Origin of the sequence: Streptococcus sp. HMSC071H03 (assembly GCF_001813035.1) — a bacterium.
GTDB lineage: Bacteria > Bacillota > Bacilli > Lactobacillales > Streptococcaceae > Streptococcus > Streptococcus anginosus.
The window spans coordinates 32,408-56,836 of the sequence record NZ_KV811142.1; the positions used below are offsets into that span (position 1 = coordinate 32,408).

Below are 24,429 nucleotides of genomic sequence, written 5' to 3' on the forward strand. Positions count from 1 at the left end.
TGTTGGATTCGCCTGTTTATAAAACGTTGCCATGGCTTGATCTACTTGAGAAAATAGCAAATCAGGCAAGCCTTTTTGACCCCCAAAAACGTATGTAGCTCCGTTTTCACCACAGAGAGGATTCATAACATCTGTCAGAATCTGAATATCCAAATTTCCTAAAATTGCAGGAACTTTATCTGCTGAAATGCGAGCCACACGGTCTAAAGACGAACCCTTTGCTTGGAGCAAGTGATTATCCTTATCAAAAAATTCATAGCCCAATCCAGCTGCCATTCCAATTCCACCATCATTGGTAGCCGAACCACCTACGCCAATATAAATTTGCCCCACACCTTCTTTGGCGAGATACAAAATTAACTCTCCTAACCCTCTGGTATCAAGAGTCAAAGGGTTTCTTTTTTCTAACGGGATATTCGCCAACCCAACCAAATCAGCCATTTCAAAGAGAGCTATATCGCCTTTGCGAGCATATTTCACCGAAACAGGTTCTCCGAAAGGCCCAGTTACGATGTGAGTATAAGTGTCTAACTGCAAGGCTGCGATCAAAGCTGTCATCGTTCCTTCACCACCATCTCCAATGGGTAGCAAGTCAAATGTTGCTTCAGGGAGTGCCTTGGAAAAGCCTGCTTTTATAGCCTCTGCAACACTTTGAGCTGATAAACTTTCCTTAAAAGAATCCGGTGCAATTAAAACATGCATGGCTTAGTCCTCGCTTTCTATTTCTTCCAAAAGTTTTATGACCTGATACAAGTCCATTTGATTGATTTGATACGGTGCTTGCTCTCTCACAAGAGGCTTGGCGTTAAAAGCAATCCCGATCCCTGCCGTTAGTATCATCGGAAGATCATTGGCACCGTCTCCTACAGCAATGGTTTGAGCAAGAGTCAAATTGTTTTCCTCCACCCATTGTCTTAGCATTGCTTTTTTGACTTCTTTTGTGACAATTGTTCCTAAAACTCTACCTGTTAGCTTACCGTCTTTCACTTCCAAACGATTAGCTTTTACGTAATCTACATTCAATTTCGCGGCTAATTCGTCTACCATTTCATGAAATCCTCCTGATACAACACCAACCTTGTATCCACGCCGGTGCATGTCTTCTATCAACTGTTGAGCTCCTTTGGTAAAATGAATTTGCTTAAAAACTCGTTTAAAAATTGTTTCAGGAAGTCCTTTGAGCAAGGCCACACGTTCTATCAGAGCCGCTTCAAAATCAGAGTCCCCTTGCATAGCCTTTTCTGTAATGGATGCGACTTGCTCACCAACTCCTGCTGCAGCACCTAGCAAATCAATTCCTTCTTCTCTAATCAAGGTACTGTCCACATCCACTACCAATAGCCCTCTTGTTTTCACATCATCACCTCATATATTGCTTGTATTATATAAAAAATTGATTGACAAAACAAACTACAATATAAAGTAAAAAATCTCTGCCTATATAATAAACAGAGATTTTTTACTTTATTCAATACCAATTTCAGCGCGTACAATATCTGCAATTGTATTAACGTAATAATCGACTTCCTCATGACTTGGTGCTTCTGCCATGACTCGTAAAAGAGGCTCTGTTCCACTTGGACGAACAAGAATGCGACCATTGCCAGCCATTTCTTCTTCCATTTTTTCAATCACAGCTTTAATAGCAGGAACTTCCATGGCCTTGTTCTTCATAGTATTTTCAACACGGATATTAACCAATTTTTGCGGATAAATAGTCACTTCTGAAGCTAATTCAGATAAAGTTTTACCTGTTTCTCTCATTACTTTTGTCAATTGAACGGCTGTCAGCTGACCGTCACCCGTCGTATTATAATCCATGATAATCACGTGACCGGATTGCTCACCGCCCAGATTGTAACCAGATTTGCGCATTTCTTCTACAACATAGCGGTCACCAACAGCTGTAATCACCTTGTTAATGCCTTCACGATCCAAAGCTTTATGGAAACCAAGATTTGACATAACAGTTGTTACAATTGTATTTTGAGCAAGCAAACCTTTTTCAGAGAGGTATTTCCCAATGATATACATGATTTTATCGCCATCGACAATCTCACCGTTCTCATCAACTGCAATCAAGCGATCGCTATCGCCGTCAAATGCCAGACCAAGTGCCGAACCTGATTCACGGACTGTTTCTTGCAATTTTTCAGGATGTGTAGAGCCAACATTCAAGTTGATATTTAGCCCATCTGGATTTTCCCCGATGACCGTCAATCTAGCTCCCAAATCCGCAAATACCTGACGAGCACTCGTTGAAGCAGCACCATTTGCTGTATCAAGGGCAACTTTCATTCCCTCTAAATCAAGACCAGTAGATACGAGATATTGTTGATATTTGCGCAATCCTTCTGGATAATCCATAAGAGTTCCTAAACCTTCCGCACTTGGACGCGGTAAATCGTCTTCTTTGGCATCAAGAAGAGCTTCAATTTCCAATTCACGCTCATCGTCCAATTTATAGCCATCGCCACCAAAGAATTTAATACCGTTGTCAAGTGCAGGATTGTGGCTAGCTGAAATCATGACACCAGCACTTGCTCTCTCAGATTTCACCAGATAAGCAACGCCTGGCGTGGCAATAACTCCGAGCTTATAAACACGAATCCCAACAGACAAAAGTCCAGCTACTAAAGCACTTTCCAGCATTTCTCCTGAAATACGTGTGTCACGTCCTACAAAGACACGGGGTACATCTTTCTCATGCTGGCTCAATACATAACCACCAAAACGCCCTAATTTAAAAGCTAACTCTGGTGTTAACTCCACATTTGCTTCTCCACGAACTCCGTCCGTTCCGAAATATTTTCCCATTTTTATAAAATCCTTTCAATACTTTTATTTGGATGAGCTCGTCGAACTCGAAGACGAACTTGATGATTTAACAGTAATTTTTATGGTTGTCTCATAAGGAGTAATCACACTTGGCAAAACTGTGCCATTTGCATCAACTGCCTGTAGTGGGGCATTTCCTGAATAGTTAGCGGATATTTTTTCACTAGTTGGCACTACCGCTTCTACATGATCGACCTTAGCCAGCGTATCTTCGTCACTTGTAACAGTTACCTTATTGTCACCAACCGTCACGCGATCAACCATCAACCCATCTGCTAACTGGGCTGAACTGATAGTTGTTTTCACTTCAACTGTCTTGCTTGCTTTCTTGCCAACTTTCACTGTAATCTTAGCTGGTGTGACAGTCGCAGTTAAACCACTAGGTAAATTTTTAATCGCCAAAGGTACTTCTCTCGTTCCTTCTGTAGCTTTTGTCAAATCTGCCACAACCTTGAATTTTCGTGTGCTTTCTTGCATTTCACTAGCAAGAGTCACACGATTAGATCCTGTCAACACTACTGACACTTCAGATGCAAACCCACTGATAAAATATTTTTCACTATTGTATTTAATATCAATTGGTACACTAGGCAAGGTGTTGGTATAGTTTTCAGAAGTTGTTTGTCTAGCATTTGAATTATTTTGGTAATTTGTCGTGGTGGCGTAAATAAATAAAACACCCGCAAAAAAGATGGAAGAAATGATGTACCAAATCTGTTTACGATTTTTCATGTTTCCAACCTCCTAGCACACGATTTCTAAATGGTGATTTTGGTTGTTCATCTGAGATCAGCACTTTCCGCAATTCTGCTTCAAATTCCTCTAATGTCAAATTATGCTTGAAAACTCCATTATGTGTAATTGAAATCCCTCCCGTTTCCTCCGACACTACAAAAGTAAGAGCGTCTGACACTTCTGAAAGACCGATTGCTGCACGATGGCGCGTTCCAAATTCCTTAGAAATACCTGTGTTTTCTGTGAGCGGAAGATAAGCGCAAGAAACGGCTATTTTATTGTCTCTTACAATGACAGCTCCGTCATGCAGCGGTGTATTAGGAATAAAGATATTGATTAACAACTCACCTGATACATCGGCATCTAAAGGAATCCCTGTTGCAATATATTCTTGCAAGGTTCGGCTACCTTGGATAGCAACGAGAGCCCCAATTTTCCGCGGACTCATATAATCCACTGCTTTGACAAATGCCTGCACCATTCTTTCTTCTGAGCTAATGGGTGCTGTCGAAAACAAATTGGTAGCACGCCCCAGCCTCTCCAGACCTGTACGAATCTCAGGTGTAAAAATCACAACAGCCGCAATAACTCCATAGGTAATGACTTGATTGATTAACCAAGAAACCGTTGTTAAACCAATTGCATTGGCAAGAATCTGAGCCAGTACAAAAATTAAAACCCCTCGAACGAGAATCATAATCTTAGTGCCAGCGATTGCTTTTGTAAAATAAAATAAAATCCAAGCAACTAGTGCAATATCGATAATATTGATGACAATACTCCAAGGACTAGAAAATAAACTAGACCAATATTGGAGATTGGACAATTGCTGAAAATTCATTTTCAGTGTCCTCTCTTTCTCAACCTAAAAACGTTCTTGACTATTATATCACTTTTCAAGATATTTTTCTGTAACCTTCTTTACTTTTTTATGATAAAATATTTCTTATGAAGATAAATACTATGTTGGGCACTCTTGCAGGGAAATCCTCCCATTTTGTTTTAAGCAAACTGGGACGTGGTTCAACTCTGCCTGGAAAACTTGCCCTGAAATTTGACAATGATATTTTAAATACACTAGCACGTGATTACGAAGTAGTGGTGATTACAGGGACAAACGGGAAAACCTTGACTACTGCTCTGACAGTTGGAATCCTCAAAGAGGCTTTTGGCGAGGTTGTGACCAATCCCAGCGGAGCCAATATGATTAGCGGGATTACAACCACTTTCCTAACCGCAAAAAAAGGAAAATCTGGCAAGAATATTGCTGTACTGGAAATTGATGAAGCTAGCCTCTCACGCATTTGCGATTACATTAAACCGAGCCTTTTTGTCTTTACCAATATTTTCCGAGACCAAATGGATCGTTACGGGGAGATTTACACGACCTACCAAATGATTTTGGATGCTGCTCAAAAAGTTCCTACGGCAACTGTCTTGCTAAATGGAGACAGTCCGCTGTTTAACTCTGTTACTCTCAAAAATCCGGTTCAATATTATGGTTTTGATACCGAAAAAGGAGAGCCAAAACTAGCTCACTACAATACGGAGGGTATTCTCTGTCCTAAATGTCAGCACATTCTAAAATACAAGCTCAACACTTATGCCAATCTAGGAGATTATATTTGTGAGTACTGTGACTTTAAACGTCCTGAATTAGACTACAAACTGACCCAATTGACCAGTCTTCATCACAACAGTTCAGAATTTGTCATTGATGGTCAAAGCTATCACATCAATATCGGTGGCCTCTACAATATCTACAACGCTTTAGCTGCCGTTTCCGTTGCTCAATTCTTTGGAGTTGAGCCAACTACTATCAAGACTGGTTTTGACAAGAGCAGAGCTGTTTTCGGACGTCAGGAAACTTTCAAGATCGGAGACAAAGAGTGTACGCTAGTTCTCATTAAAAATCCTGTTGGAGCCACGCAAGCTCTAGAAATGATTAAGCTAGCTCCTTATCCATTTAGCTTGTCCGTTTTGCTCAACGCTAACTATGCGGACGGTATTGACACAAGCTGGATCTGGGACGCGGATTTTGAGCAAGTTTTGAACATGGATATCCCGCATATGATTGCTGGCGGGGTTCGTCATTCTGAGATTGCCCGACGCTTGCGGGTGACTGGCTATAATGCTGAACAAATCAGTGAAGTAGCTGATTTAAGCCAGGTCTTTGAAAAAATTAAAAACCAAGAAACCAAGCATGCCTATATCCTAGCTACTTACACCGCCATGCTAGAGTTTCGCGAATTGCTGGCTTCTCATCAAGTCGTCAGAAAGGAGATGAACTAATGGTTTATACATCACTAACTTCTCCTGAAAATCGGGATTATACTTATGATTTGAAGATTGCCCATCTCTATGGCAATCTCATGAACACTTACGGCGACAATGGCAATATTCTCATGCTCAAATATGTAGCTGAAAAGTTAGGCGCTCGCGTTCAAATTGATATTGTCTCACTTGAAGATGAGTTTGATAAAGATTACTATGATTTGGCGTTTTTCGGCGGAGGGCAAGACTACGAGCAGACCATTGTGGCACGAGATCTGCCTGCAAAAAAAGATAGTTTGGAAGAATTTATCAATCATGACGGCGTGGTACTAGCTATTTGTGGTGGCTTTCAGCTTCTAGGTCAATATTACATTGAAGCTTCTGGTCGGCGGATTGAGGGACTTGGAATTATGGGACATTACACTCTCAATCAAAAAAATAACCGCTACATCGGCGACATTAAGATTCATAACGATGAATTTGACGAAACCTACTATGGTTTTGAAAATCACCAAGGACGGACATTCCTATCTGAAGACGAAAAACCGCTCGGCAGAATTATTTATGGGAATGGAAACAACAAGGAAGACCAAAGCGAAGGCGTGCACTACAAGAATGTCTTTGGCTCTTACTTCCACGGCCCTATCCTATCCCGCAATGCCAATCTAGCCTACCGCCTAGTAACAACTGCCCTAAAGAATAAATATGGCCAAGATATTCCCCTCGCCAACTATGAGGACATTCTAGCGCAAGAAGTCCCCGAAGAATACGGCGACGTCAAGAGCAAGGCAGAGTTTGAATAGGGATAAAAAATACAAAAGGAGACCAATGATGAAAGAAAGAATGCACTACCTTTTACTGTTGCTCGCAATCCTCCTAATCGCTGGACTATCTTTGGCTAATATGCAAAGCGTCACCGTTAGCTTTATTCTCTTTCGTTTTAAAATTCCACTGATTCTCTTAATTTTACTCTCTGTCTTACTTGGAGCTATCACTACTATCCTCATCAGTATGCCGAAGAATTTTTCTCTCAGAAATGAATTAGCCAAAGCCAAAAAAGAACTCAAAAATAGAAACTAGGTTGGAAATCCAACCTAGTTTTTTGAAGACATTCTTAAAAAGTTCGGATTTTACTTTCGGACATGTCTTTTTTTGTCAAAACTCTCTTGTCCGAAAATCGGACGACATTATTTTTTCAAAAAAGCTTTGTCCGAAACAAGAATGTTCGGAATTTGTTCCAAAAACTTCCTTCCGAAAACTGGACAAAGCTATTTTCCTCTAAAACTTCTCGTCCACATGTGGAAAATGGCAAATTACTTAAAAATTGCCTCATCCTTCATGAAGGACGAGGTTTTTTGCTCAAAAAACTCTCATCCCCGTTTGAAACATTCGGGATTTAGTCTCGGGGAAGAATTTCTTCGCTTCGGATGAACTTTCTTGACTTAAAAATAGCTCGCTCACACCTGTTCTGCCACTTCTTCCCACTCCGTCATGGCTGCTTCCTGCCGTTCAGTCAGCTGGTCTAGCTTTTGCTGAAGCTCCATGAGTTCGCTTGCGTCATTGGTTTCCTGCATAGCTGTAGTCAACTCGGTCGTTTGCATCTCCAGCTCTTCGATTTCAGCTTCCAGCTGCTCCAAACGGCGAGCTAATTTCCTAGCTTCTTTCTGTGTTTCTTTCTGGAGTTGGTAGTTGGTTACTGACTGAGGCTGAGTAGGCTCTGCTGCAGTAGCTTTCTCCTCTCTCAAAGCTTCCAGCTCTGCTTTTTTCTCCAGATAATAGTCATAATCGCCCAGATAAAGAGTGGAGCCAGTATCAGAAAGCTCGATAATCTGCGTGGCAACTCGGTTGATAAAGTAGCGGTCATGACTGACAAAGAGCAGAGTGCCGTCAAAGTCAATCAAGGCATTCTCCAGCACCTCTTTACTATCAATATCTAGGTGGTTGGTTGGCTCATCCAGCACCAGAAAATTCTTGTTTTCCATAGACAGCTTAGCCAGTAAAAGCCGTGCTCGTTCCCCACCTGACAGCATGCTAACAGACTTTTTGACATCATCGCCTGAAAAGAGAAAGGCACCCAGACGATTGCGGATTTCCACTTCTGGTGTTAGTTTAAAATCATTCCAAAGCTCGTCCAAGACTGAATTGCTTGGTGTCAATTGGCTTTGGGTCTGGTCATAGTAGCCCAGCTCCACATTTGCTCCCAGATGCTCCTGACCACGGATAAAAGGAATTTGTCCCACAATGGACTTGATAAGAGTTGTTTTGCCAATACCATTTGGTCCGACAATAGCTACTGCGTTAAATTTACGAATATCCAGATTGATAGGCTCGGCCAACACTTGATGATCATAACCGATAGCCGCATCTTCCAGCGTTAGGACGACATTTCCAGAAGGTTTAGCTGAGCGAAAGGTCATATTAGCAGAACGACTGCCTCTGTCTGGCTTGTCAAGACGCTCCATTTTTTCCAGCTGTTTGCGTCTGGATTGAGCGCGTTTGGTTGTAGATGCCCGAACCAGATTGCGATTGACAAAATCCTCCAAAGCAGCAATTTCCTTCTGCTGCTTTTCATAATTCTTGGCCTCTGTCAAGAGCTTCTGCTCCTTTTGCTGAACAAAACTAGAGTAATTTCCCACATAGCGATCCAACGAATGCTGGGTCAAGTCCAGCGTCACAGTGGCTACCTTGTCTAGGAAATAACGGTCGTGACTGACGATGATGAGAGCTCCACTGTAGTTGCTCAAGTAGTTCTCTAGCCAAGCAATCGTCTCTATATCCAAGTGGTTAGTAGGCTCATCCAGTACCAATAAATCTGGCTTTTCCAACAACATTTTCGCTAGAGCCAGCCGAGTATTCTGCCCGCCCGAAAGCTCTTCTATCTTCATCTGCCACATGGACTCATCAAACTTGAAACCATTGAGAATGGCACGAATATCTGCTTCATAGGTAAATCCGCCTGCCTGACGGAAATTCTCTGACAAGCGGTCATAGTCTGTCATCAGCTTTTCCAGATCCGTCCCAGTCAAATCCCCCATAGACAGCTCCATCTGTCTCAATCGTTGCTCCTGCTGACGTAAATCATCAAAAACATACAGCATTTCATCGTAAATGGTATTGGCAGACTCAAAGCGACTATCCTGCGCCAAATAAGACAGGGACATATCCCGCTTTTTATTGACTTCCCCAGCACTTGGTGCTTCTTCACCAACTAAAATCTTCAAAAGAGTGGACTTCCCAGCTCCATTTTTACCGACTAGGGCAATCCGGTCAGCCTCATCCACCTGCAGGTTAATATTGTTAAAAAGAAGCTCCCCTGCAAAAGAGCGTTCAATCTTATTTGCTTGTAAAATAATCATAACCCTATTATAGCAGATTCCTATCCCAACGGCTATCTTAGAAAACAAAAATACGGTTCATTTTGACCGCATTTTCATTTAAAACTATTTAAAATTTCTTGATTTTGCATCACAAGGTAAACACCTAATAGAATAATCAAAGCAAAAAGCCCTAATTTGATGATTCCTTTTACAAAACGAATGACCCAAAGAATCATCATAGAACCAATCAACCACATCACAGCTGAATGATTGAAAAATCCTTGAATAGCTTGACTGCTTTGACCAAAGAAATTCTGAATGGGTGCCGGAACATGTTCTTGCCATGCAGCTGTCACACCGATACGATCGGCAATATCAGAACCACTTTGCCAAAGCCAGGCAAAAATGCTGGAATTAAAGACAAACAAGAAAACTTGCTCTGGGAAACATCTGATGATTTTAAAGATATTTCTTATCATTTTATGCTTGATACAACTCCTTTACTGCTTGAACATCTACTGCTTGAATACCATAAAACGAGCCAGCGGACTGCATGACGGATTTTTCTTCATTGTGTTCCAATCCAATCGCATGTCCCAGTTCATGCTCTGCTGTGTTTACGATTCGCTCATAAGAGTAGCCATATTGACTATTCAATAGATAATAACGATTTAGTCGAACCGTTACATTTGTGAAACGTTTCGTCAATAAATTAGTTTGTGATTCTGCCTCACCTGTCGCACTCACCGTACCATCATTCATCTCTGTCGCAACAATATTGGCTTGATTTTTATCATTTACAATCTGAAAAATGAAAGCCCCTGTCTGATTCCAAGTACGAATGGCTTCCTGATAAGCTGAGCGAAATGTCTCATCTTGTGCATCAATATAAACCGTAGCACTCGCTTTATCCCAGCGTGCACCAGAAGTTTGGTAAACATGATTGTCCGATAGCTGTTTGGTCAGGTCTTTTACATTTTGTCCAACGCCTAGTTGACTGTCTTGACCACTTACATATCGATAAATTTGACTGACATCTTGCTGAAGTGTTGTCGAAAAATTGCTTTTAGAAGGACTCATGATATACAAGATTCCCACTAAAAAGAGTGCTGTTAATGCAATGCTATAAACTAAACGCCATATCAAGCGCAACAGCGCTGAAAATATTCGAAATATAAACCTCATACTTCCCTCCTAATCCCAAATGTAAAGAGTAAATATCATGAGATTCACTTAAAAATTTCTTAAAATAGAGAACTGTAAAAGAAAGAATAAAATATTGACAAAAAAATGTAAATTTCTGTCAAAAAGGGCATCTCTCAAGCAACTTTAGGATAAGCGCTCTTCTACTTCAAAATCAATCGGCAGCCATTTCAGAAATTCCTCTAATTGTTTTTCCCAGTAATACCACTCGTGTTTTCCCGGATTATGATGATAGGTGATATCTAAGCCACATTTGCGCAATTGTTTAACAGCTACTTCATTTGCTTGATAAAGAAAATCTTGCTCCCCACACCAAGCGTAAAATTTAGTCTTTTTATCTGACTTCTTTGCCATTGTCGTCAAAAAATGCCGCTTGACATCAACTGCTTTCAAATCACCAAACACACCTTGCCAATAGTTGAGCGTACCGCCAGGAAGTTCTTCTATGTCCACATCATCTAGACCGAGCCCAATAGCGCCTGAAAATGACCCTGCATAAGAGAATCGATCTGTCGTCAAGGCTATTTTATAAGCCCCATAACCTCCCATCGACAGGCCTGCAATAAAGGTTTTCTCTCGTTTCCGACTCATATTAGGAAAGAAGCGCTGCATAACCTCAGGCAATTCTTTTGCTATGGCATCATAATAATTCAATCCATAAGCAGTATTGGTGTACCAAGCAAGATCTGTTGACGGCATAATGACAATTAAATTTGTATGGCGCAGTAAACGCTCAATATTCGTCCGTTTTCGCCACGAATTTTCATTGCCGCCCATACCGTGCAAAAGGTAAAGAACGGGAATATCCGTATCTGCTACCTGACTGGGATCTACTGCATCCGCATCCGGATAGATGACATTGACACGACGCTCCATTTCCAACACTGCTGAATGATACTCTATTTCGAAAAATGCCATTTTTTCTCCTTTTCATATAAATGTAAGAAAGGGGTTGGAACAAACGTCCTGACCCCACTATTTTTGTTACTATAGGTTAAATGTACTTATTTATTTGCTTAACGTACTTCCATTACAACGGGTAAAATTGCTGGACGACGTTTAGTTTGCTCAAAGAGGTATTTCGCAAGATTGTCACGCACCGAGCCTTTCAACTCACCCCAGTCAAAGTTATCTTTTTCAAGATAATCTTCCACTGTTTTATTGATTAAGTCAGCACTTTCACGCAAAATATCACGGCTTTTCTTGACATAAACAAATCCACGTGTATGAACCTTGGCTTTGGAAATAATCTTCTTGTCACGACGGTTTACTGTAATGGCGACGATAAAGATACCGTCTTCAGACAGAACTTTGCGGTCACGAAGAACGATATTTCCGACATCACCAATCGCATTTCCATCAATCATGACATCACCAGAAGATACCGCACCAGAAGGTACAAAATCACCCTTTTCATATTCCATAATGCTACCACGTTTTGGAATAAAAATGTTCTCTGGCAACATACCAATTGCCATTGCAGCTTTAGCATGTGCTGCCAATTCACGATATTCTCCTTGAATTGGGAACAAGAATTTCGGCTGCAAGAGGTTTAACATCAATTGCAAATCGCGCTCATTTCCATGACCAGACACCCGCAAATCTTGCGTAATCAATTTAACAACACCACCTGCTTGGTAAATCATGTTTTCTACACGTGCCACCAAGGCTTCTTTTGCGATAGACGGTGTTGTAACAATATAAACCAAATCGCCTTCTTTGATTTCTACATAACGGTGACGTCCGATAGACATCTTGCGCAAGCCATTGATTGGCTCACCCATACGCCCAGTTTCCAAAATAATCAGTTCATGATCTTCAAACTTGGACATTTCTTTAGGTTTAATCAACAAACGTTCGTCCACGAGTGATAATTTCTTCAAGCGAATAGCAGTACGAACGATATTTTCAATGTCAAATCCAGTCAATACAACACGACGACCTGTCCTAGCAGCAGCTTCAAAGACTTGTTGAATCCGAGAAAGATTGCTTGCAACCGCCGCAACAATCACGCGTCCTTCCCAGTCTCCAATTGTATCGCTAATTTCCTTTGCAACTTCGCTCTCACTTGCCACTTGAATCGTACTATCTGCATTTGCAGAATCACTAAGAAGAGCTAGAACGCCTTCACGACCAATTTCCGCCAAGCGAGCAAAATCTGTTGCATAAGACTGACTAGCCGTCTGATCAAACTTGAAATCACCTGTGTAAACAATATTGCCTTCAGACGTTTTCAAAACAATCCCTAAACTCTCTGGAATAGAGTGCGTTGTTTTAAAGAAAGATACAACCGTACCACCAAAATCAATCTCTGTGTCTTCATCAATCACATGAAAATCATTGAACTTTTTGACCGTATCATTTCCTTTGACAAATAACTTAGCCAACTCAATCGTCAATTCTGAGCCAAATACAGGGACTTTCGTTTCAACCAATAAATAAGGCAAGGCACCAATTGCATCCGCATGCCCGTGTGTCAAAAAGACCCCTGCAATACGGTCCTTATTTTCAAACAAATAGTCCATATTGGGAATGACAAAATCCACACCAAGCTGTTCATTTTCCGGATACTTTAATCCGACATCCAAGACAAAAATAGATTCATCCACTTCAGCGATGTAAAGATTTTTCCCATTCTCACGTACGCCACCTAAAGCAATCAATTTAATATTGCTCATTGATTCTCCTTTTCAAATTTTTTTACTAACGGTCCTTGGAATCCCAAGTCGAATTACAGTTTTGCAAGTATTTTGCATATTTTATTTATTATACTACTTTTCATGATTTTTTTCAAAGAACAGAGCATACAAAAAACTCCTAGTTACTGTATACCTACAGAAAGCTAGGAGCCGTCTCTATTTGCTAATAAGTGATAGATAGACTTTCAGAAAGTAATTATCTGAAAAGAGATTCTTATGATGATTCCATCGTTATTTTATTAAAGAATGATTTTCTTGTCCACAATATATCAAAAACAAGTTTTTTCATCTAAAACAATAGCGGTTTTATACCAAAGCGTGAAAATCATTAAAAAGCTTCTACCGATTGCATCAAATAACATTCTTATTTATTCTTACTTTGCGTTCTTTATACGCGATGCAATTCTACAAACCACTACATGACATCTTCAGAAATATTTATCAAATACCTCCAATTAAGAAAAACAATTAGCAAATAGAAACTAATACATCATAAACGATTTAAAATATGAACGTTCCGACACCCATTGGAATCAGCCCTTTCTTATCTTTCTTTAATTATATTGTACACCTTCTTTTTTTAAAAGGCAAGCGTTTACATTCATTTTTTTAAAATATTCTTTACAAATAAAAAGAGGCAGAATTAACCATTCAAACCTCTTCTCAATATAGATTTTTATGCCCGTACTGTGACACTTGTGCCGTCTTCTTTATAAAGATTTATCAAACCTTCTTTACGACTACGTACCATATCACCTGGATAAACTGGATGTGGTAAGGAAATCGTCAACAATTCCATCGGATTAGGAGCCCGATCAATTTTATTTCCATCTGAATCGTGTAAATCTGTAATGACTGCATCAAAATGACGGAAACCAGGACCATAAAATTCAACTGGGTCGCCCTCATTGATGACATTTCGTTGCCGAATAGTCGCTGTTTGCGTATCAGGGTCATAAGCCACCACTTCTGCCACAAATTTATATTGCGGAATTTTGCGGCGTGCTCCAAAAAGCTGTTCATTTTCAGTTGGCGTATGATAATAAAATCCTGTCGCCAATTCACGCTGCGCCACTTTCCACATCTCATCGACCAAGTCTTGCTTGATTGCTTCAAACTTTTCTGGACTTTCAAGATAAGCATCAACTGCAGCTTTATAACAATTTGAAACAGTGGATACATAGTGAATAGACTTCATACGCCCTTCAATTTTCAGACTATCCACACCATTTTTAATCATATCAGGAATATGATCAATCATGGACATATCGACAGCCGACATGGAAAATTCTTCTGGAATTTCACCTTTTAAACTCTTGCGCTCTTGTCCAAAGGGCATATCGTAGAGATCATATTTCCAGCGGCAAGATTGAGAGCAGCCCCCACGATTGGCATCCCGCATGCTCATATGATTGGATAAAGTACAACGTCCTGAGTAGGAAATACACATAGCACCGTGAACAAAAGCTTCAATCTCAACATCGGTATGTTTGCGGATTTCTGCCAATTCTTCCATGGAAACTTCGCGCGCCAAAACGACACGTGTCAACCCCAAATCTTTCCAAAATTCCAAGGTTTCATAGTTTGTTGCGCTAGCTTGTGTTGACAAGTGTACTTCCAAACCTGGCGCTTCTGTACAAGCAATGGCAATCAAAGCTGGGTCAGATACGATAACGGCAGAAATGCCAATATCCCGCAAAGTGCGGAACCATTCCCCAGCTCCTTCTTCATTGCCTTCGTGGGTTACCATGTTCGCAGCCACATAGACTTTTGCGCCATGTTCACGAGCAAATTGAACGCCCTCTTCCATTTCTTCAAACGTAAAATTTCCAGCACGACTGCGCAAACCATAAGCTTGTCCGCCAATGTAAACAGCATCCGCTCCATAACGAATGGCGACTTTTAATTTTTCCAACGTTCCAGCAGGCGCCAGAACTTCTGGTCTTTTCAAAGTTTTTGTCATATTCTCGCTCTTTTCTAAATTCTAATACTTAGCCTTTTTATTTTATAGCAAAAAGGGCTTGAAATCAAGCTAAAGGAAACAGATTGTGAAAGTTAAACAAGCAGTCGCAACTCGCGACTACCTGCGTCCCTTATTTCACCTGATCTGGATCATATTCATAAAATCCAGTATCCAAGAAACGATTCTTTGGATGCAATTGATGAACCTGATCATCCAAAAGGAAAGCCTGATCATGTGTAAATTGATTGGTCTCAATCAACTCACGCGCTTGCACAAAGAGTTTGGCAATTTCAACAAAATTGTGTCCTGGCGTATAAATCCCTTCAAGCTTCCAATGTGTGAAGCCATATTCTACCAATTCTCCAAGTTTCGTCATCATATCCAAGTCATTGTTCGCAAAAATATGCGTCCCATGATTGTCCTCAAAAATAGAATAATGGCTATCTGGGTCACTCGGCTCTGCAAGGAATAAATTACGCTCACGACTCTTTTCGTCATCAATATGAGTGAAATTATAATAATTCTGCAAAAGCGGTCGCTTAGAATGATGAATGACGCTAGCACCATAGACTAGTATCTCAACAGGAATTTCTAACACTTCCTGCATTTTAAACAATTCTGCCGATGGAATTTCCCGTGCTAAAACCGCCTCAGAAGCGCCAGCTTTTTGCCCCCAGAAGTTCACCTGACGACTGCTGGCAACCATAGTCGAGGCATCATAAATCGTCTTAAACGGATAACCGTCACGTTTTAACACATAAAACACACCAGCATCTCCCACAGTAATATAATCTGCCTGAATATCCACTAAAAAATCAAGAAATGGCTTGATTTTATTCATCATTTCCTGATGCATCAAAGCATTGACAGCAACTGTCAACTTTCTGCCTGCCTCATGTACAAGGGCTGCAATCTGCCGCAATTCGTCATAAGAAAAGGTATGGGGTAACCGAAGACCATACTCTTTTTCACCTACATAAATGCGATCCACACCTGCTTCTAAAAGCTCTTTTACTTGTTCAACGCTCTCAGCTGTCGCTGTAATGATAATCTTTTCCATAGCAAAATTATAACATATTTTTGAGTTCTCTTCTATTTTTTAATTTGAAAAGCATTTTTAGCCTTTTTGTAACCGTTATGTAATATTTATCTAATTAAAATCATGATAAAATAAGAGAGTACTGTAAGGAGAGAGAACATGACCGCAAGAAAATATCAGTCCTATCAAGAGGACTACACCTATCCAGAATTAGAACAAGAACAATATCCTCTTTATCAAGATTACATTCCTGAAGCAAAAACGAATCCAAACCTGAAAGAATTACTATTTTTCGTGAATATTGCTACATTTTGTATCTTGACAGCTTTGTTTAGTTTTTTGTTTTTGTCAATTAAAATAAATACATTTTTAGCCTTTGCTTTGGCAATCGCTGTTAGTTTAGCGTGTATCAAAGTGCAGCAAACATTTATTCGTCGAAAAAGAAATAAATAGTTTTGGGATTGAAGTGCCTATTTGCAAGGCACTGTTTTTGTTGTGATTCGTTGTGATGTAAAATCGATGTTAAAAAGTTAAAAAAATTGAGGTGCTAGTCCTCAATTTTTTTGTCTTCATTTTCCAATTCTTGGTTTTCTGTCAAATCAATGACAATATCCTCCGATGTGGTTTCTTTATCAATTGGTTCTTGCTCAGTTTTTTTGAAATCTTCTGGAGAGATACCTTCTGGTGTCATTTTTTCTTTCCATTCTTGCATTTTCTCTTGTGAAAAGTCAACTACTTGTTTCGTTACTTCTTTCACAGAGTCAAGAATTGTTTCACCTGTAATTTCTCCGCTCTCAACCTTTTCTTTGGCTTGGTTGACTGCTTCTGCAGCTTGATTAGAGAAATGATTGGCTTTTTGTACTACTTGTTCTTTAAAATCATCTGGATTTTCTTTGACGCCATTCATAAAATCAGAAACCTTCGCAGTCACTTCTTTTCCTTTTTTGCTAGTAAGAAATACAGCTGCAGCTGCTCCAGAGAGTGTTCCTAAAAGGATAGATGAAAATTTACCCATAATAAGCCTTCTTTCTTATTTTTTAAATAGTTTTGTAATCATGCGCAAAGCTGATAAAGTTGCACCAGCTTTGACACTATTTTTTCCTGCTGCAGCAGCTTTTTTGCTCAAATGACGAGCAGAATCATTCAAATCCGAAACGGACTCAGATAAATCTGCAACTGCAGTGAAAAGCGGGTCAATGGTTGTCATTTTTCCATTAATATCATCTGCTAAAACATTCACTTTCGTTAACAATTCATTGGTTTGATAAAGTGTCACATTGACATCTGTCGTCAACACCTGAATTGTTTTTTCTGTTTCATCAACGACATTTGAGATTTTCCTAACCAAAAAAATCGTATAAACAATCAAAGCAATCAAAGCGAGGGCAACTAGACTATAAGCAATTTCAAGCATTTTTCTTCTCCTAACTTTTTAATAATAAGGGGTATCTTTTTTTCTGCGTTGGTAAATGACGAGAATGATTCCTGCAACCACTAGAACAGCAGACAACCATTGTGACACACGCAAGCCCGCAAACATGAGACTATCTGTTCGCATACCTTCAATCACCATGCGACCTATTCCATACCAAATAAGATAAAATCCAGTCATTTCCCCACGTTTGAGGAAATTTTTCTTTCTTCTCGCAACCATCACTAAAGCAAATCCTAACAAATTCCAAACCGACTCATAAAGAAAAGTTGGTTGTCGGTAATGACCATCAATGTACATTTGGTTGCGCATAAAACTTGGTAAGTAATTTAGACTTTTAACAACCGCTCCGTAAGCCTCTTGATTGAAGAAATTTCCCCAGCGTCCAAGACTTTGGGCAATCATCACTCCTGGAACCGCAATATCTAAAAAGTCTAGCGTATTGATAAGTTTTCTCTGTGAGAAAAAATACAAGACAATCGCTCCGGTGATTAAACCGCCATAAATAGCAATTCCTCCATGCCAAATGGCAAAAATCTCAGCAGGATTTTTAGCATAATAGCCCCAATCAAAAATGACATAATAAATGCGAGCTCCAACTATTGCCAAAGGAAACGCAATGAGGATAAAGTCAAGAATGTCATCTGGAATGATTTTCTTTCGCGGTGCTTCACGCATAGCCAGATAAACAGCTAAAACTAAACCAGTTACAATACAAATCGCATACCAGCGAATACTTAGAGGTCCTATTTTAAATGCAATTGGATTAATCATGAGACACCTCATTCTCACTAATGAGATTGGCCAAGCGTTCCTCAAAAGTCTTCGTGGCATCAAAGCCCATCTCTTTAGCACGGTAATTCATCGCTGCTGCTTCAATCACCACCGAAATATTCCGACCTGTTTTTACGGGAATGCGAATCCTTGGAATAGCCACACCTGATACTGCAAACTCCTCACCATTGTTTCCCAAGCGGTCAAATGTTTTATTGACATCATAATTTTCCAGATAAACAGCCAACTGAACCTGTGATGAATCTTTTACAGCACTTGCCCCATAAAGGCTCATAACATCAATAATCCCGACGCCACGAATCTCAAGTAAATGGCGCAAAATTTCAGCTGGCTCACCCCAGAGAGTCATTTCATCTTTCGCGTAGATATCCACACGGTCATCTGCGACTAAACGATGCCCGCGTTTAACTAGCTCCAGTCCAGTTTCGCTTTTTCCAATTCCGCTATCACCTTGTATCAAAACGCCCATGCCATAAATATCCATTAGAACGCCATGAATACTGGTTCGTTCAGCCAAACGTGAATCTAGATAGCTAGAAATTTCACCTGATAAACGACTCGTCGGTGTGCGGCTGCTGAGAACAACAATTTTATTTTCCTTTGCAGCCTTCAACATCTCATCAGGTACTTTCAGATCACGCGCCACAATCATAACAGTGTCTCGTTCAAACATTTTTCGTAAAACCTGATAGCGATTATGGGACGTCATCTTCATCAAGTAAGACCATTCTTTCATGCCCATTAGCTGAATACGCTCTGGGGTGTAATAGTCAAAATAACCTGTCATTTCAAGTCCTGGGCGGGAAATATCAGAGGTCGTAATTTCTCTTTCCAACATTTTCTCGTCGCCATAAACCACATTTAACCTGACTTTTTTTAATAGATCTTTGATCTTTACAGTCATATTCTTCCCCTTTGATAGTTTCTTTTTCTATTATAGCAAATTTTGAGATTAAAGGAGAGTTTCATCCTTGATTTTGCAAAGAAAATGGATGCAACCATATATAATATATAGCATTTACTACTTCTCTGACTGGAGCATTTTTTCTACAATTTGTTTTTGATTTTGAAATAAAGGATAACGATTCATAAAATAACGGAGTTCACTAGGTTTCAGCCAGATGTGGCTATCCGTTTCACCTTCTTGATATTTCACGTCTTTCTCTGTGACGATTGCCTCATAAAAATCAAAATGGCAGTGATCTTTAGGTGAAGTCGTCTGCTCAATCAGTTGTATTTTTCTAGGAATCAGCCCAGTTTCTTCCTGCAATTCACGATAGGCTGCGGTCATGCTATCTTCACCAGCCAACACACTCCCTCCTGCACCAAACTCATAATAATTAGGATGAATTTCTTTTTTTGGACTGCGGTGCATCAGGAGAAATTCCCCATCTATATGACGAACGAAGACATTGACACAGAGGTGATACTGCCCTTCCGCAATTGGTTGACCTCTCTTTAGAAACTTTCCTTGTCGCTCTCTTTGCTCATTATAAGCATCCCAATATTCCATTTCTCCTCCTCCCAAAATAAAGGAGTCCATTGTCCGAACTCCTTTCTAGCATATATAACCAAACGCTTGCTCCAACACACTCACCAAAACCAGCCGTCATCTTCTTTGATTGCTTCTGCTTCTTTGCGCTTACGAGGTCCTGTTCCATACATTTCTTCTTCTACGTCTTCCTTGTAAGGCATCACAGCTGCTAAGATGATATAGATGATAATCCCTAAGCCAAAGTTAAAGATAGTAAATAAAACGAATAAAAAGCGAACGAGACCAACATCCAAACCAAATTTGTCAGACAAACCAGCCAAGACTCCTGATACAGCGCTATTTCGGCGTAATTTATAAAATTTTGTTTTCATCATCATTTAGCCTCTTTCATTGATACTAAATCTAGTGTAGCACATTTTAGTCATCACGCCATCCGTCCCTAGGCGGATTTCTGATTGTTTCGTCAAAATAATCATTAAGACTGCAATTGTCTGACAAAAATGAGCTTCCCTTGGCAACGTCCGCAGCAATACCGCTCAGTATTGATTCGTCTTTTTCTATGATATTGTGCACGACAATGCAAGCATTGATAAACAAGCGTTTTTGAAGTTGATTGGCTTGATAAAGTAGGGGTATAGCGCAAACCATCCACGGCTTTCAATAATTGCTTGAAATCTCGATCCTTATGCCGATAGCCCTTCTTTTCAAAGTAAAGATGATAGTGACACAACTCATGCCGCACAATTTTTCGGAAGGTTTCTAAACCAAACTGTTCATAGATTCTAGGATTAAAATCAAGATGACCATCCTTTGGAAAAAAGCGTCCACCTGTTGAGCGAAGACGCTTATTCCAAGAAGCCGTATGTCGAAATTCTTTGTCAAAATCTTCCAAAGAGACTTGTCTGACATAGTTAGTTAGATTCACGCGGTGCCACCAAGGAAAGATTGACCTTTTCTCTTTCTATATCCAGCTTATCCACCCACACGGTTACCAAATCACCAACAGAAACTACTTGGCTTGGATGTTTGACATAGCTGTTGCTGAGCTTAGAAATGTGAATCAAGCCATCTTCGTGAATGCCAATATCGACAAAAGCACCAAAATCAACAACATTGCGGACAACGCCTTCTAACTTTTGCCCAATTTGTAAGTCCTTTATATCAAGGACATCTTGACGCAGAACTGGTGCATCAAATGAATCACGCATATCACGTCCTGGCTTGAGCAAGTCTGCAATGATATCCTTGAGGGTAACTTCTCCCAAGTTCAAATCTGCAGCAACTTTTTTGACATCTAAAGACTGCAATTTTTCTTGAGCGGCTTGATCTAAGTCCGTAATTGCAAGCGTTTGGAACAATTTCTCAACAGCTGGATAACTCTCTGGGTGAACACCTGTATTATCCAAAACATTATCACTTTCGGGAATCCGTAAGAACCCTGCCGCCTGTTCAAATGCTTTAGCACCTAGACGAGGAACTTTTTTAATCTCCTCACGCGAGCGAATCACACCTTCTTCTTCACGATATTTGACAATATTTTCAGAAATCGTTTTGTTTAACCCTGCCACATGCGATAGAAGAGATGGGCTTGCGGTATTGATATTAACGCCGACTTGGTTAACAACGGTATCTACGACAAAATCCAAGCTTTCAGATAATTTCTTCTGGCTCACATCATGTTGGTATTGACCGACACCGATTGATTTTGGGTCAATTTTAACTAGCTCTGCAAGAGGGTCTTGCAGTCGACGTGCGATAGAGATAGCCGAACGTTTCTCAACGGTCAAATCAGGGAACTCATGCCGCGCCAATTCGCTAGCAGAATAAACAGACGCACCGCTTTCATTGACAATAACATAACTGACGTTTGGATGAGTTTTCAATACTTCAGCAACAAACGCTTCACTTTCTCGACTGGCTGTTCCATTTCCAATAGCAATGATTTCAACACCAAATTGGTCAATCAAGTCTGACAAATCTTGCTTAGAAGCTTCAATTTGCGCTGCTTTTGCCGGTGGAACAGGATAGATAACCTGAGTTGTCAGCATTTTTCCAGTTGCATCTACGACTGCTAATTTTGCTCCTGTCCGAAAAGCTGGGTCAAATCCTAGTACCACGCGTCCTTTGAGTGGCGCAATCAAGAGCAGATTTCGCAGATTATCTGAAAAAAGCTGAATCGCTCCGTCTTCTGCAGTTTCGGTCAATTCTGCCCTAATCCGACGTTCCATAGCTGGAATGATTTTCTTTTTCACAGCTTGCTGGATTGCTTCATGAATGTAGCCATTTTTGACCTTAAAGCGCACTTCAAAGAAGCGGATAATCTTATCTACATTGTTCTCAAAATTAACTTTGAGAACACCTAGCTTTTCACCACGATTCAGTGCTAAGGTGCGATACCCCTGCATATCCGCGATTTTTTCGGAAAAGTCATAATAGATTTGAAACACTTGCTTTTCGTCCAAATCTTGATCTTTTAAAGTTGAAACAATGCTTGAATTTGTCAGCATTTCATGATAAGTCCAAGCACGCAGTTGTACATCTTCTGAAATGGCTTCCACTAAAATATCTACAGCTCCAGCTAGAGCTGCTTCTGCTGTCGGAAATGTTTCGTTAGTTAAGGCAGTTGCTTCCTCTTGAAGAGTGGCAGCATTTTGTAATATGAGTCGTGCCAAAGGAAAAAGTCCTGCTTCACGTGCAATCGTAGCTTTTGTCCGACGCTTTTCTTTGTAAGGAAGATAAAGTTCTTCCACATCAGCCAACTTTTCAGCTGCTTCAATGGCCGCACGCAATTTGTCCGTCAGCTTTCCTTGTTCTTCAATCTTTGCCAGCACCGTTGCCTTACGCTCTCTGAGGTTCGTCAGACTTTTATCCAAATCAAGAATAGCCTTAATCTCTACCTCATCCAAATTACCTGTCATTTCTTTCCGATAACGAGCGATAAACGGAATCGTGTTGCCCTCTGCTGTCAGTTCCAATACTTTTTCAATTTGCTTCTGACTAATCTTTAAACTTTGCGATAGTTCGATAATATTTGTTTCCATAAAGAACATTATACCACATTCCTCTCCTTCTTTCACAAGCTAATCTTTATTCTGCTGACTTTATTTCACCATAATTTTCAAAATGATAGTATAATAGTTAAAAAGGAAAAGGAGGCTGTTATGGCTATTAAATTTACGCGTTCAGATGATTTAGATAAAATGTTTGAAGAATTTGCAACGTTACCTAAAATCGAAAAAATAGAATTTCCTGATGAAAAAGAAAAAAAGATTAAAAAAGAACAAAAGGCTAAAAAGTTATGAGTTTTTTTAATCAACTACCACCTAGCGTTTTGCAAGCTGGTGCGATTTTCCTCTCCATTATTATTGAAGCACTACCTTTTGTGCTGATTGGGAGTATTATTTCAGGTTTTATAGAGGTTTATATCACACCAGACAAAGTTTATCGCTATCTGCCTAAAAATAAATGGTGCCGAATTTTCTTTGGTACTTTTATTGGCTTCATTTTCCCTTCTTGCGAATGTGGAATTGTGCCTATTATCAATCGCTTTTTGGAAAAGAAAGTACCGAGTTACACAGCTGTACCTTTTATGGTGACAGCGCCGGTTATCAATCCCATTGTTCTTTTTGCGACTTACTCTGCTTTCGGGAATTCCTTTAAAATGGCTTTGCTCAGAGCTCTTGGCTCTATTGTTGTAGCAATTGTTCTAGGAATTTTCTTTGGCTTTCTCAACACGGCAACTATTCAAAAAGAGAATCGAATTATTCAGCATGAACACGACTTCTCCCATTTAAGTCAGCCAAAGAAAGTATTTCAAGTGTTTGTGCAGTCTATTGACGAATTTTTTGATACAGGTCGTTACTTAGTCTTTGGTTGTCTCTTTGCCAGTCTAGTGCAAGTCTACGTGCCTACACGCATTCTGACTTCCATTAGTGCAACACCGCTTATGGCTATTTTGCTATTGATGCTGCTTGCATTTCTTCTCTCACTTTGCAGTGAAGCAGATGCCTTTATCGGCAGTTCGCTCATTTCTAGCTTTGGTTTAGCGCCAGTTCTGGCTTTTCTCGTCATTGGACCAATGCTAGATGTGAAAAATATCCTCATGATGAAAAATTACCTCAAAGTACGATTCATCTGGCAATTCATTGGAATTGTTAGTTTAGTTGTTGTCATTTACTCTTGGCTTGTGGGGGTGGTGCTATGATTCGTTTTCTAATTTTAGCTGGTTACTTTGAAATCACCATGTATTTGCAACTTTCTGGCAAGCTCAATCAATACATCAACATGCATTTTTCTTATTTGGCATATATTTCCATGATACTTTCTTTCGTGCTAGCTATTGTGCAGCTCATCGTCTGGATGAAAAAAATGAAAGTACACAGCCATTTGACGAGCCGCTCAGCAAAATTTGCTAGCATTGCTTTTCTTGTTGTACCACTTATCGTTGCTCTCTTCTTTCCAACGGTCAATTTGGACTCTACAACCGTTTCTGCTAAGGGCTACCATTTCCTCTAGCTGATGGTAGTTCAAAGAGCATTCAGGCTGATGAAGGTACTACCAATCAATACCTGAAGCCTGATACCAGTACCTATTTTACTAAAAGTGCTTACGAGAAGGAAATGCGGGCAGCTGCAAAAAA

Annotated in this window: 26 protein-coding genes and 1 pseudogene; 7 read left to right on the forward strand and 20 right to left on the reverse strand. The window is 40.0% G+C overall.

Annotation, left to right across the window (positions count from 1 at the left end; genetic code table 11):
- The 5 genes from HMPREF2887_RS10345 to cdaA form a co-directional block, all read right to left on the reverse strand.
- The coding region (locus HMPREF2887_RS10345; RefSeq protein ID WP_148131472.1) for a glycerate kinase at window positions 1-702 on the reverse strand (702 nt) is incomplete at its 3' end.
- Between the two features lie 3 nt (window positions 703-705).
- Window positions 706-1,356: a phosphoserine phosphatase SerB gene (gene serB / locus HMPREF2887_RS00545; protein WP_021001552.1), complete on the reverse strand. Its 651-nt coding sequence runs from the start codon at window positions 1,354-1,356 to the stop codon at window positions 706-708.
- A 108-nt stretch (window positions 1,357-1,464) separates the two neighbouring features.
- The gene (gene glmM, locus HMPREF2887_RS00550) at window positions 1,465-2,817 is read right to left on the reverse strand and encodes a phosphoglucosamine mutase (protein WP_021001551.1); all 1,353 of its coding nucleotides are present in this window, start codon (window positions 2,815-2,817) and stop codon (window positions 1,465-1,467) included.
- 24 nt (window positions 2,818-2,841) lie between these two features.
- Window positions 2,842-3,570 (reverse strand): CdaR family protein, encoded by a 729-nt coding sequence (locus tag HMPREF2887_RS00555; protein WP_021001550.1) that lies wholly within the window; start codon window positions 3,568-3,570, stop codon window positions 2,842-2,844.
- Window positions 3,557-4,414 carry a diadenylate cyclase CdaA gene (gene cdaA, locus HMPREF2887_RS00560; RefSeq protein ID WP_003025075.1) on the reverse strand — a complete coding sequence of 286 codons (858 nt, stop codon included), beginning with the start codon at window positions 4,412-4,414 and terminating at the stop codon, window positions 3,557-3,559. The genes HMPREF2887_RS00555 and cdaA overlap by 14 nt, the downstream gene beginning before the upstream one ends.
- A gap of 107 nt (window positions 4,415-4,521) precedes the next feature.
- On the opposite strand from cdaA, the gene murT reads away from it, so the two are divergent.
- From murT to HMPREF2887_RS00575, 3 genes are read left to right on the forward strand one after another with little or no spacing between them, the layout of a single operon-like run.
- Window positions 4,522-5,865 (forward strand): lipid II isoglutaminyl synthase subunit MurT, encoded by a 1,344-nt coding sequence (gene murT / locus HMPREF2887_RS00565; protein WP_021001549.1) that lies wholly within the window; start codon window positions 4,522-4,524, stop codon window positions 5,863-5,865.
- Window positions 5,865-6,650 (forward strand): lipid II isoglutaminyl synthase subunit GatD, encoded by a 786-nt coding sequence (gene gatD / locus HMPREF2887_RS00570; RefSeq protein WP_057489620.1) that lies wholly within the window; start codon window positions 5,865-5,867, stop codon window positions 6,648-6,650. The genes murT and gatD overlap by 1 nt, the downstream gene beginning before the upstream one ends.
- Before the next feature lie 28 nt (window positions 6,651-6,678).
- The gene (locus HMPREF2887_RS00575; RefSeq protein ID WP_037590225.1) at window positions 6,679-6,927 is read left to right on the forward strand and encodes a LapA family protein; all 249 of its coding nucleotides are present in this window, start codon (window positions 6,679-6,681) and stop codon (window positions 6,925-6,927) included.
- A gap of 377 nt (window positions 6,928-7,304) precedes the next feature.
- Here the strand turns inward: HMPREF2887_RS00575 and HMPREF2887_RS00585 are convergent, their stop codons facing one another.
- The 7 genes from HMPREF2887_RS00585 to HMPREF2887_RS00615 all read right to left on the reverse strand — a co-directional run bounded on the left by HMPREF2887_RS00585 (window position 7,305) and on the right by HMPREF2887_RS00615 (window position 16,089).
- Window positions 7,305-9,203, reverse strand: coding sequence for an ABC-F family ATP-binding cassette domain-containing protein (locus HMPREF2887_RS00585; protein WP_021001547.1), 1,899 nt, complete (start codon window positions 9,201-9,203; stop codon window positions 7,305-7,307).
- Between the two features lie 74 nt (window positions 9,204-9,277).
- Window positions 9,278-9,643 carry a hypothetical protein gene (locus HMPREF2887_RS00590; RefSeq protein ID WP_003025092.1) on the reverse strand — a complete coding sequence of 122 codons (366 nt, stop codon included), beginning with the start codon at window positions 9,641-9,643 and terminating at the stop codon, window positions 9,278-9,280.
- Window position 9,644: 1 nt separating this feature from the next.
- Window positions 9,645-10,349: a matrixin family metalloprotease gene (locus HMPREF2887_RS00595; RefSeq protein WP_003025095.1), complete on the reverse strand. Its 705-nt coding sequence runs from the start codon at window positions 10,347-10,349 to the stop codon at window positions 9,645-9,647.
- 144 nt (window positions 10,350-10,493) lie between these two features.
- A complete protein-coding gene (locus HMPREF2887_RS00600; protein ID WP_021001546.1) occupies window positions 10,494-11,285 on the reverse strand; it encodes an alpha/beta hydrolase in 792 nt (263 codons plus the stop codon).
- Window positions 11,286-11,383: 98 nt separating this feature from the next.
- On the reverse strand, window positions 11,384-13,045 hold the full coding sequence (locus HMPREF2887_RS00605; protein WP_003025100.1) for a ribonuclease J: 1,662 nt from the start codon (window positions 13,043-13,045) through the stop codon (window positions 11,384-11,386).
- A gap of 697 nt (window positions 13,046-13,742) precedes the next feature.
- Window positions 13,743-15,029: a peptidase U32 family protein gene (locus HMPREF2887_RS00610; RefSeq protein WP_003025103.1), complete on the reverse strand. Its 1,287-nt coding sequence runs from the start codon at window positions 15,027-15,029 to the stop codon at window positions 13,743-13,745.
- A 130-nt stretch (window positions 15,030-15,159) separates the two neighbouring features.
- Window positions 15,160-16,089: a peptidase U32 family protein gene (locus tag HMPREF2887_RS00615; protein ID WP_003025106.1), complete on the reverse strand. Its 930-nt coding sequence runs from the start codon at window positions 16,087-16,089 to the stop codon at window positions 15,160-15,162.
- A gap of 138 nt (window positions 16,090-16,227) precedes the next feature.
- On the opposite strand from HMPREF2887_RS00615, the gene HMPREF2887_RS00620 reads away from it, so the two are divergent.
- Window positions 16,228-16,521 carry a DUF3270 domain-containing protein gene (locus HMPREF2887_RS00620; RefSeq protein ID WP_003025109.1) on the forward strand — a complete coding sequence of 98 codons (294 nt, stop codon included), beginning with the start codon at window positions 16,228-16,230 and terminating at the stop codon, window positions 16,519-16,521.
- A gap of 94 nt (window positions 16,522-16,615) precedes the next feature.
- Here HMPREF2887_RS00620 and HMPREF2887_RS00625 read toward each other — a convergent pair whose 3' ends face one another.
- The 8 genes from HMPREF2887_RS00625 to HMPREF2887_RS00660 form a co-directional block, all read right to left on the reverse strand.
- Window positions 16,616-17,083, reverse strand: a complete 468-nt coding sequence (locus HMPREF2887_RS00625; protein ID WP_003025111.1) for a YtxH domain-containing protein — start codon at window positions 17,081-17,083, stop codon at window positions 16,616-16,618.
- A gap of 15 nt (window positions 17,084-17,098) precedes the next feature.
- A complete protein-coding gene (locus tag HMPREF2887_RS00630) occupies window positions 17,099-17,482 on the reverse strand; it encodes a DUF948 domain-containing protein (RefSeq protein ID WP_003025113.1) in 384 nt (127 codons plus the stop codon).
- Window positions 17,483-17,500: 18 nt separating this feature from the next.
- Window positions 17,501-18,274 (reverse strand): prolipoprotein diacylglyceryl transferase, encoded by a 774-nt coding sequence (gene lgt, locus HMPREF2887_RS00635; protein ID WP_003025115.1) that lies wholly within the window; start codon window positions 18,272-18,274, stop codon window positions 17,501-17,503.
- On the reverse strand, window positions 18,267-19,199 hold the full coding sequence (gene hprK, locus HMPREF2887_RS00640) for an HPr(Ser) kinase/phosphatase (RefSeq protein WP_021001545.1): 933 nt from the start codon (window positions 19,197-19,199) through the stop codon (window positions 18,267-18,269). Before hprK ends, lgt begins: the two co-directional genes overlap by 8 nt.
- 117 nt (window positions 19,200-19,316) lie before the next feature.
- A complete protein-coding gene (locus HMPREF2887_RS00645; protein WP_003025120.1) occupies window positions 19,317-19,838 on the reverse strand; it encodes an NUDIX hydrolase in 522 nt (173 codons plus the stop codon).
- Window positions 19,839-19,888: 50 nt separating this feature from the next.
- Entirely contained in the window at window positions 19,889-20,161 is a 273-nt protein-coding gene (locus HMPREF2887_RS00650) for a PspC domain-containing protein (RefSeq protein ID WP_041784103.1), read from the reverse strand.
- Window positions 20,162-20,265: 104 nt separating this feature from the next.
- Window positions 20,266-20,715: a SprT family protein gene (locus tag HMPREF2887_RS00655; protein WP_021001543.1), complete on the reverse strand. Its 450-nt coding sequence runs from the start codon at window positions 20,713-20,715 to the stop codon at window positions 20,266-20,268.
- Window positions 20,702-22,831, reverse strand: a complete 2,130-nt coding sequence (locus HMPREF2887_RS00660) for a Tex family protein (RefSeq protein ID WP_057489853.1) — start codon at window positions 22,829-22,831, stop codon at window positions 20,702-20,704. Before HMPREF2887_RS00660 ends, HMPREF2887_RS00655 begins: the two co-directional genes overlap by 14 nt.
- 120 nt (window positions 22,832-22,951) lie before the next feature.
- Between HMPREF2887_RS00660 and HMPREF2887_RS10215 the strand changes: the two genes are divergently transcribed.
- From HMPREF2887_RS10215 to HMPREF2887_RS00670, 3 genes and pseudogenes are all read left to right on the forward strand, one after another.
- Entirely contained in the window at window positions 22,952-23,092 is a 141-nt protein-coding gene (locus tag HMPREF2887_RS10215) for an SPJ_0845 family protein (RefSeq protein ID WP_006270662.1), read from the forward strand.
- Window positions 23,089-23,994, forward strand: coding sequence for a permease (locus tag HMPREF2887_RS00665; protein WP_021001541.1), 906 nt, complete (start codon window positions 23,089-23,091; stop codon window positions 23,992-23,994). The genes HMPREF2887_RS10215 and HMPREF2887_RS00665 overlap by 4 nt, the downstream gene beginning before the upstream one ends.
- Window positions 23,991-24,429: pseudogene (locus HMPREF2887_RS00670) on the forward strand (DUF1980 domain-containing protein); the annotation flags it as partial. The gene HMPREF2887_RS00665 and the pseudogene HMPREF2887_RS00670, both read left to right, overlap by 4 nt.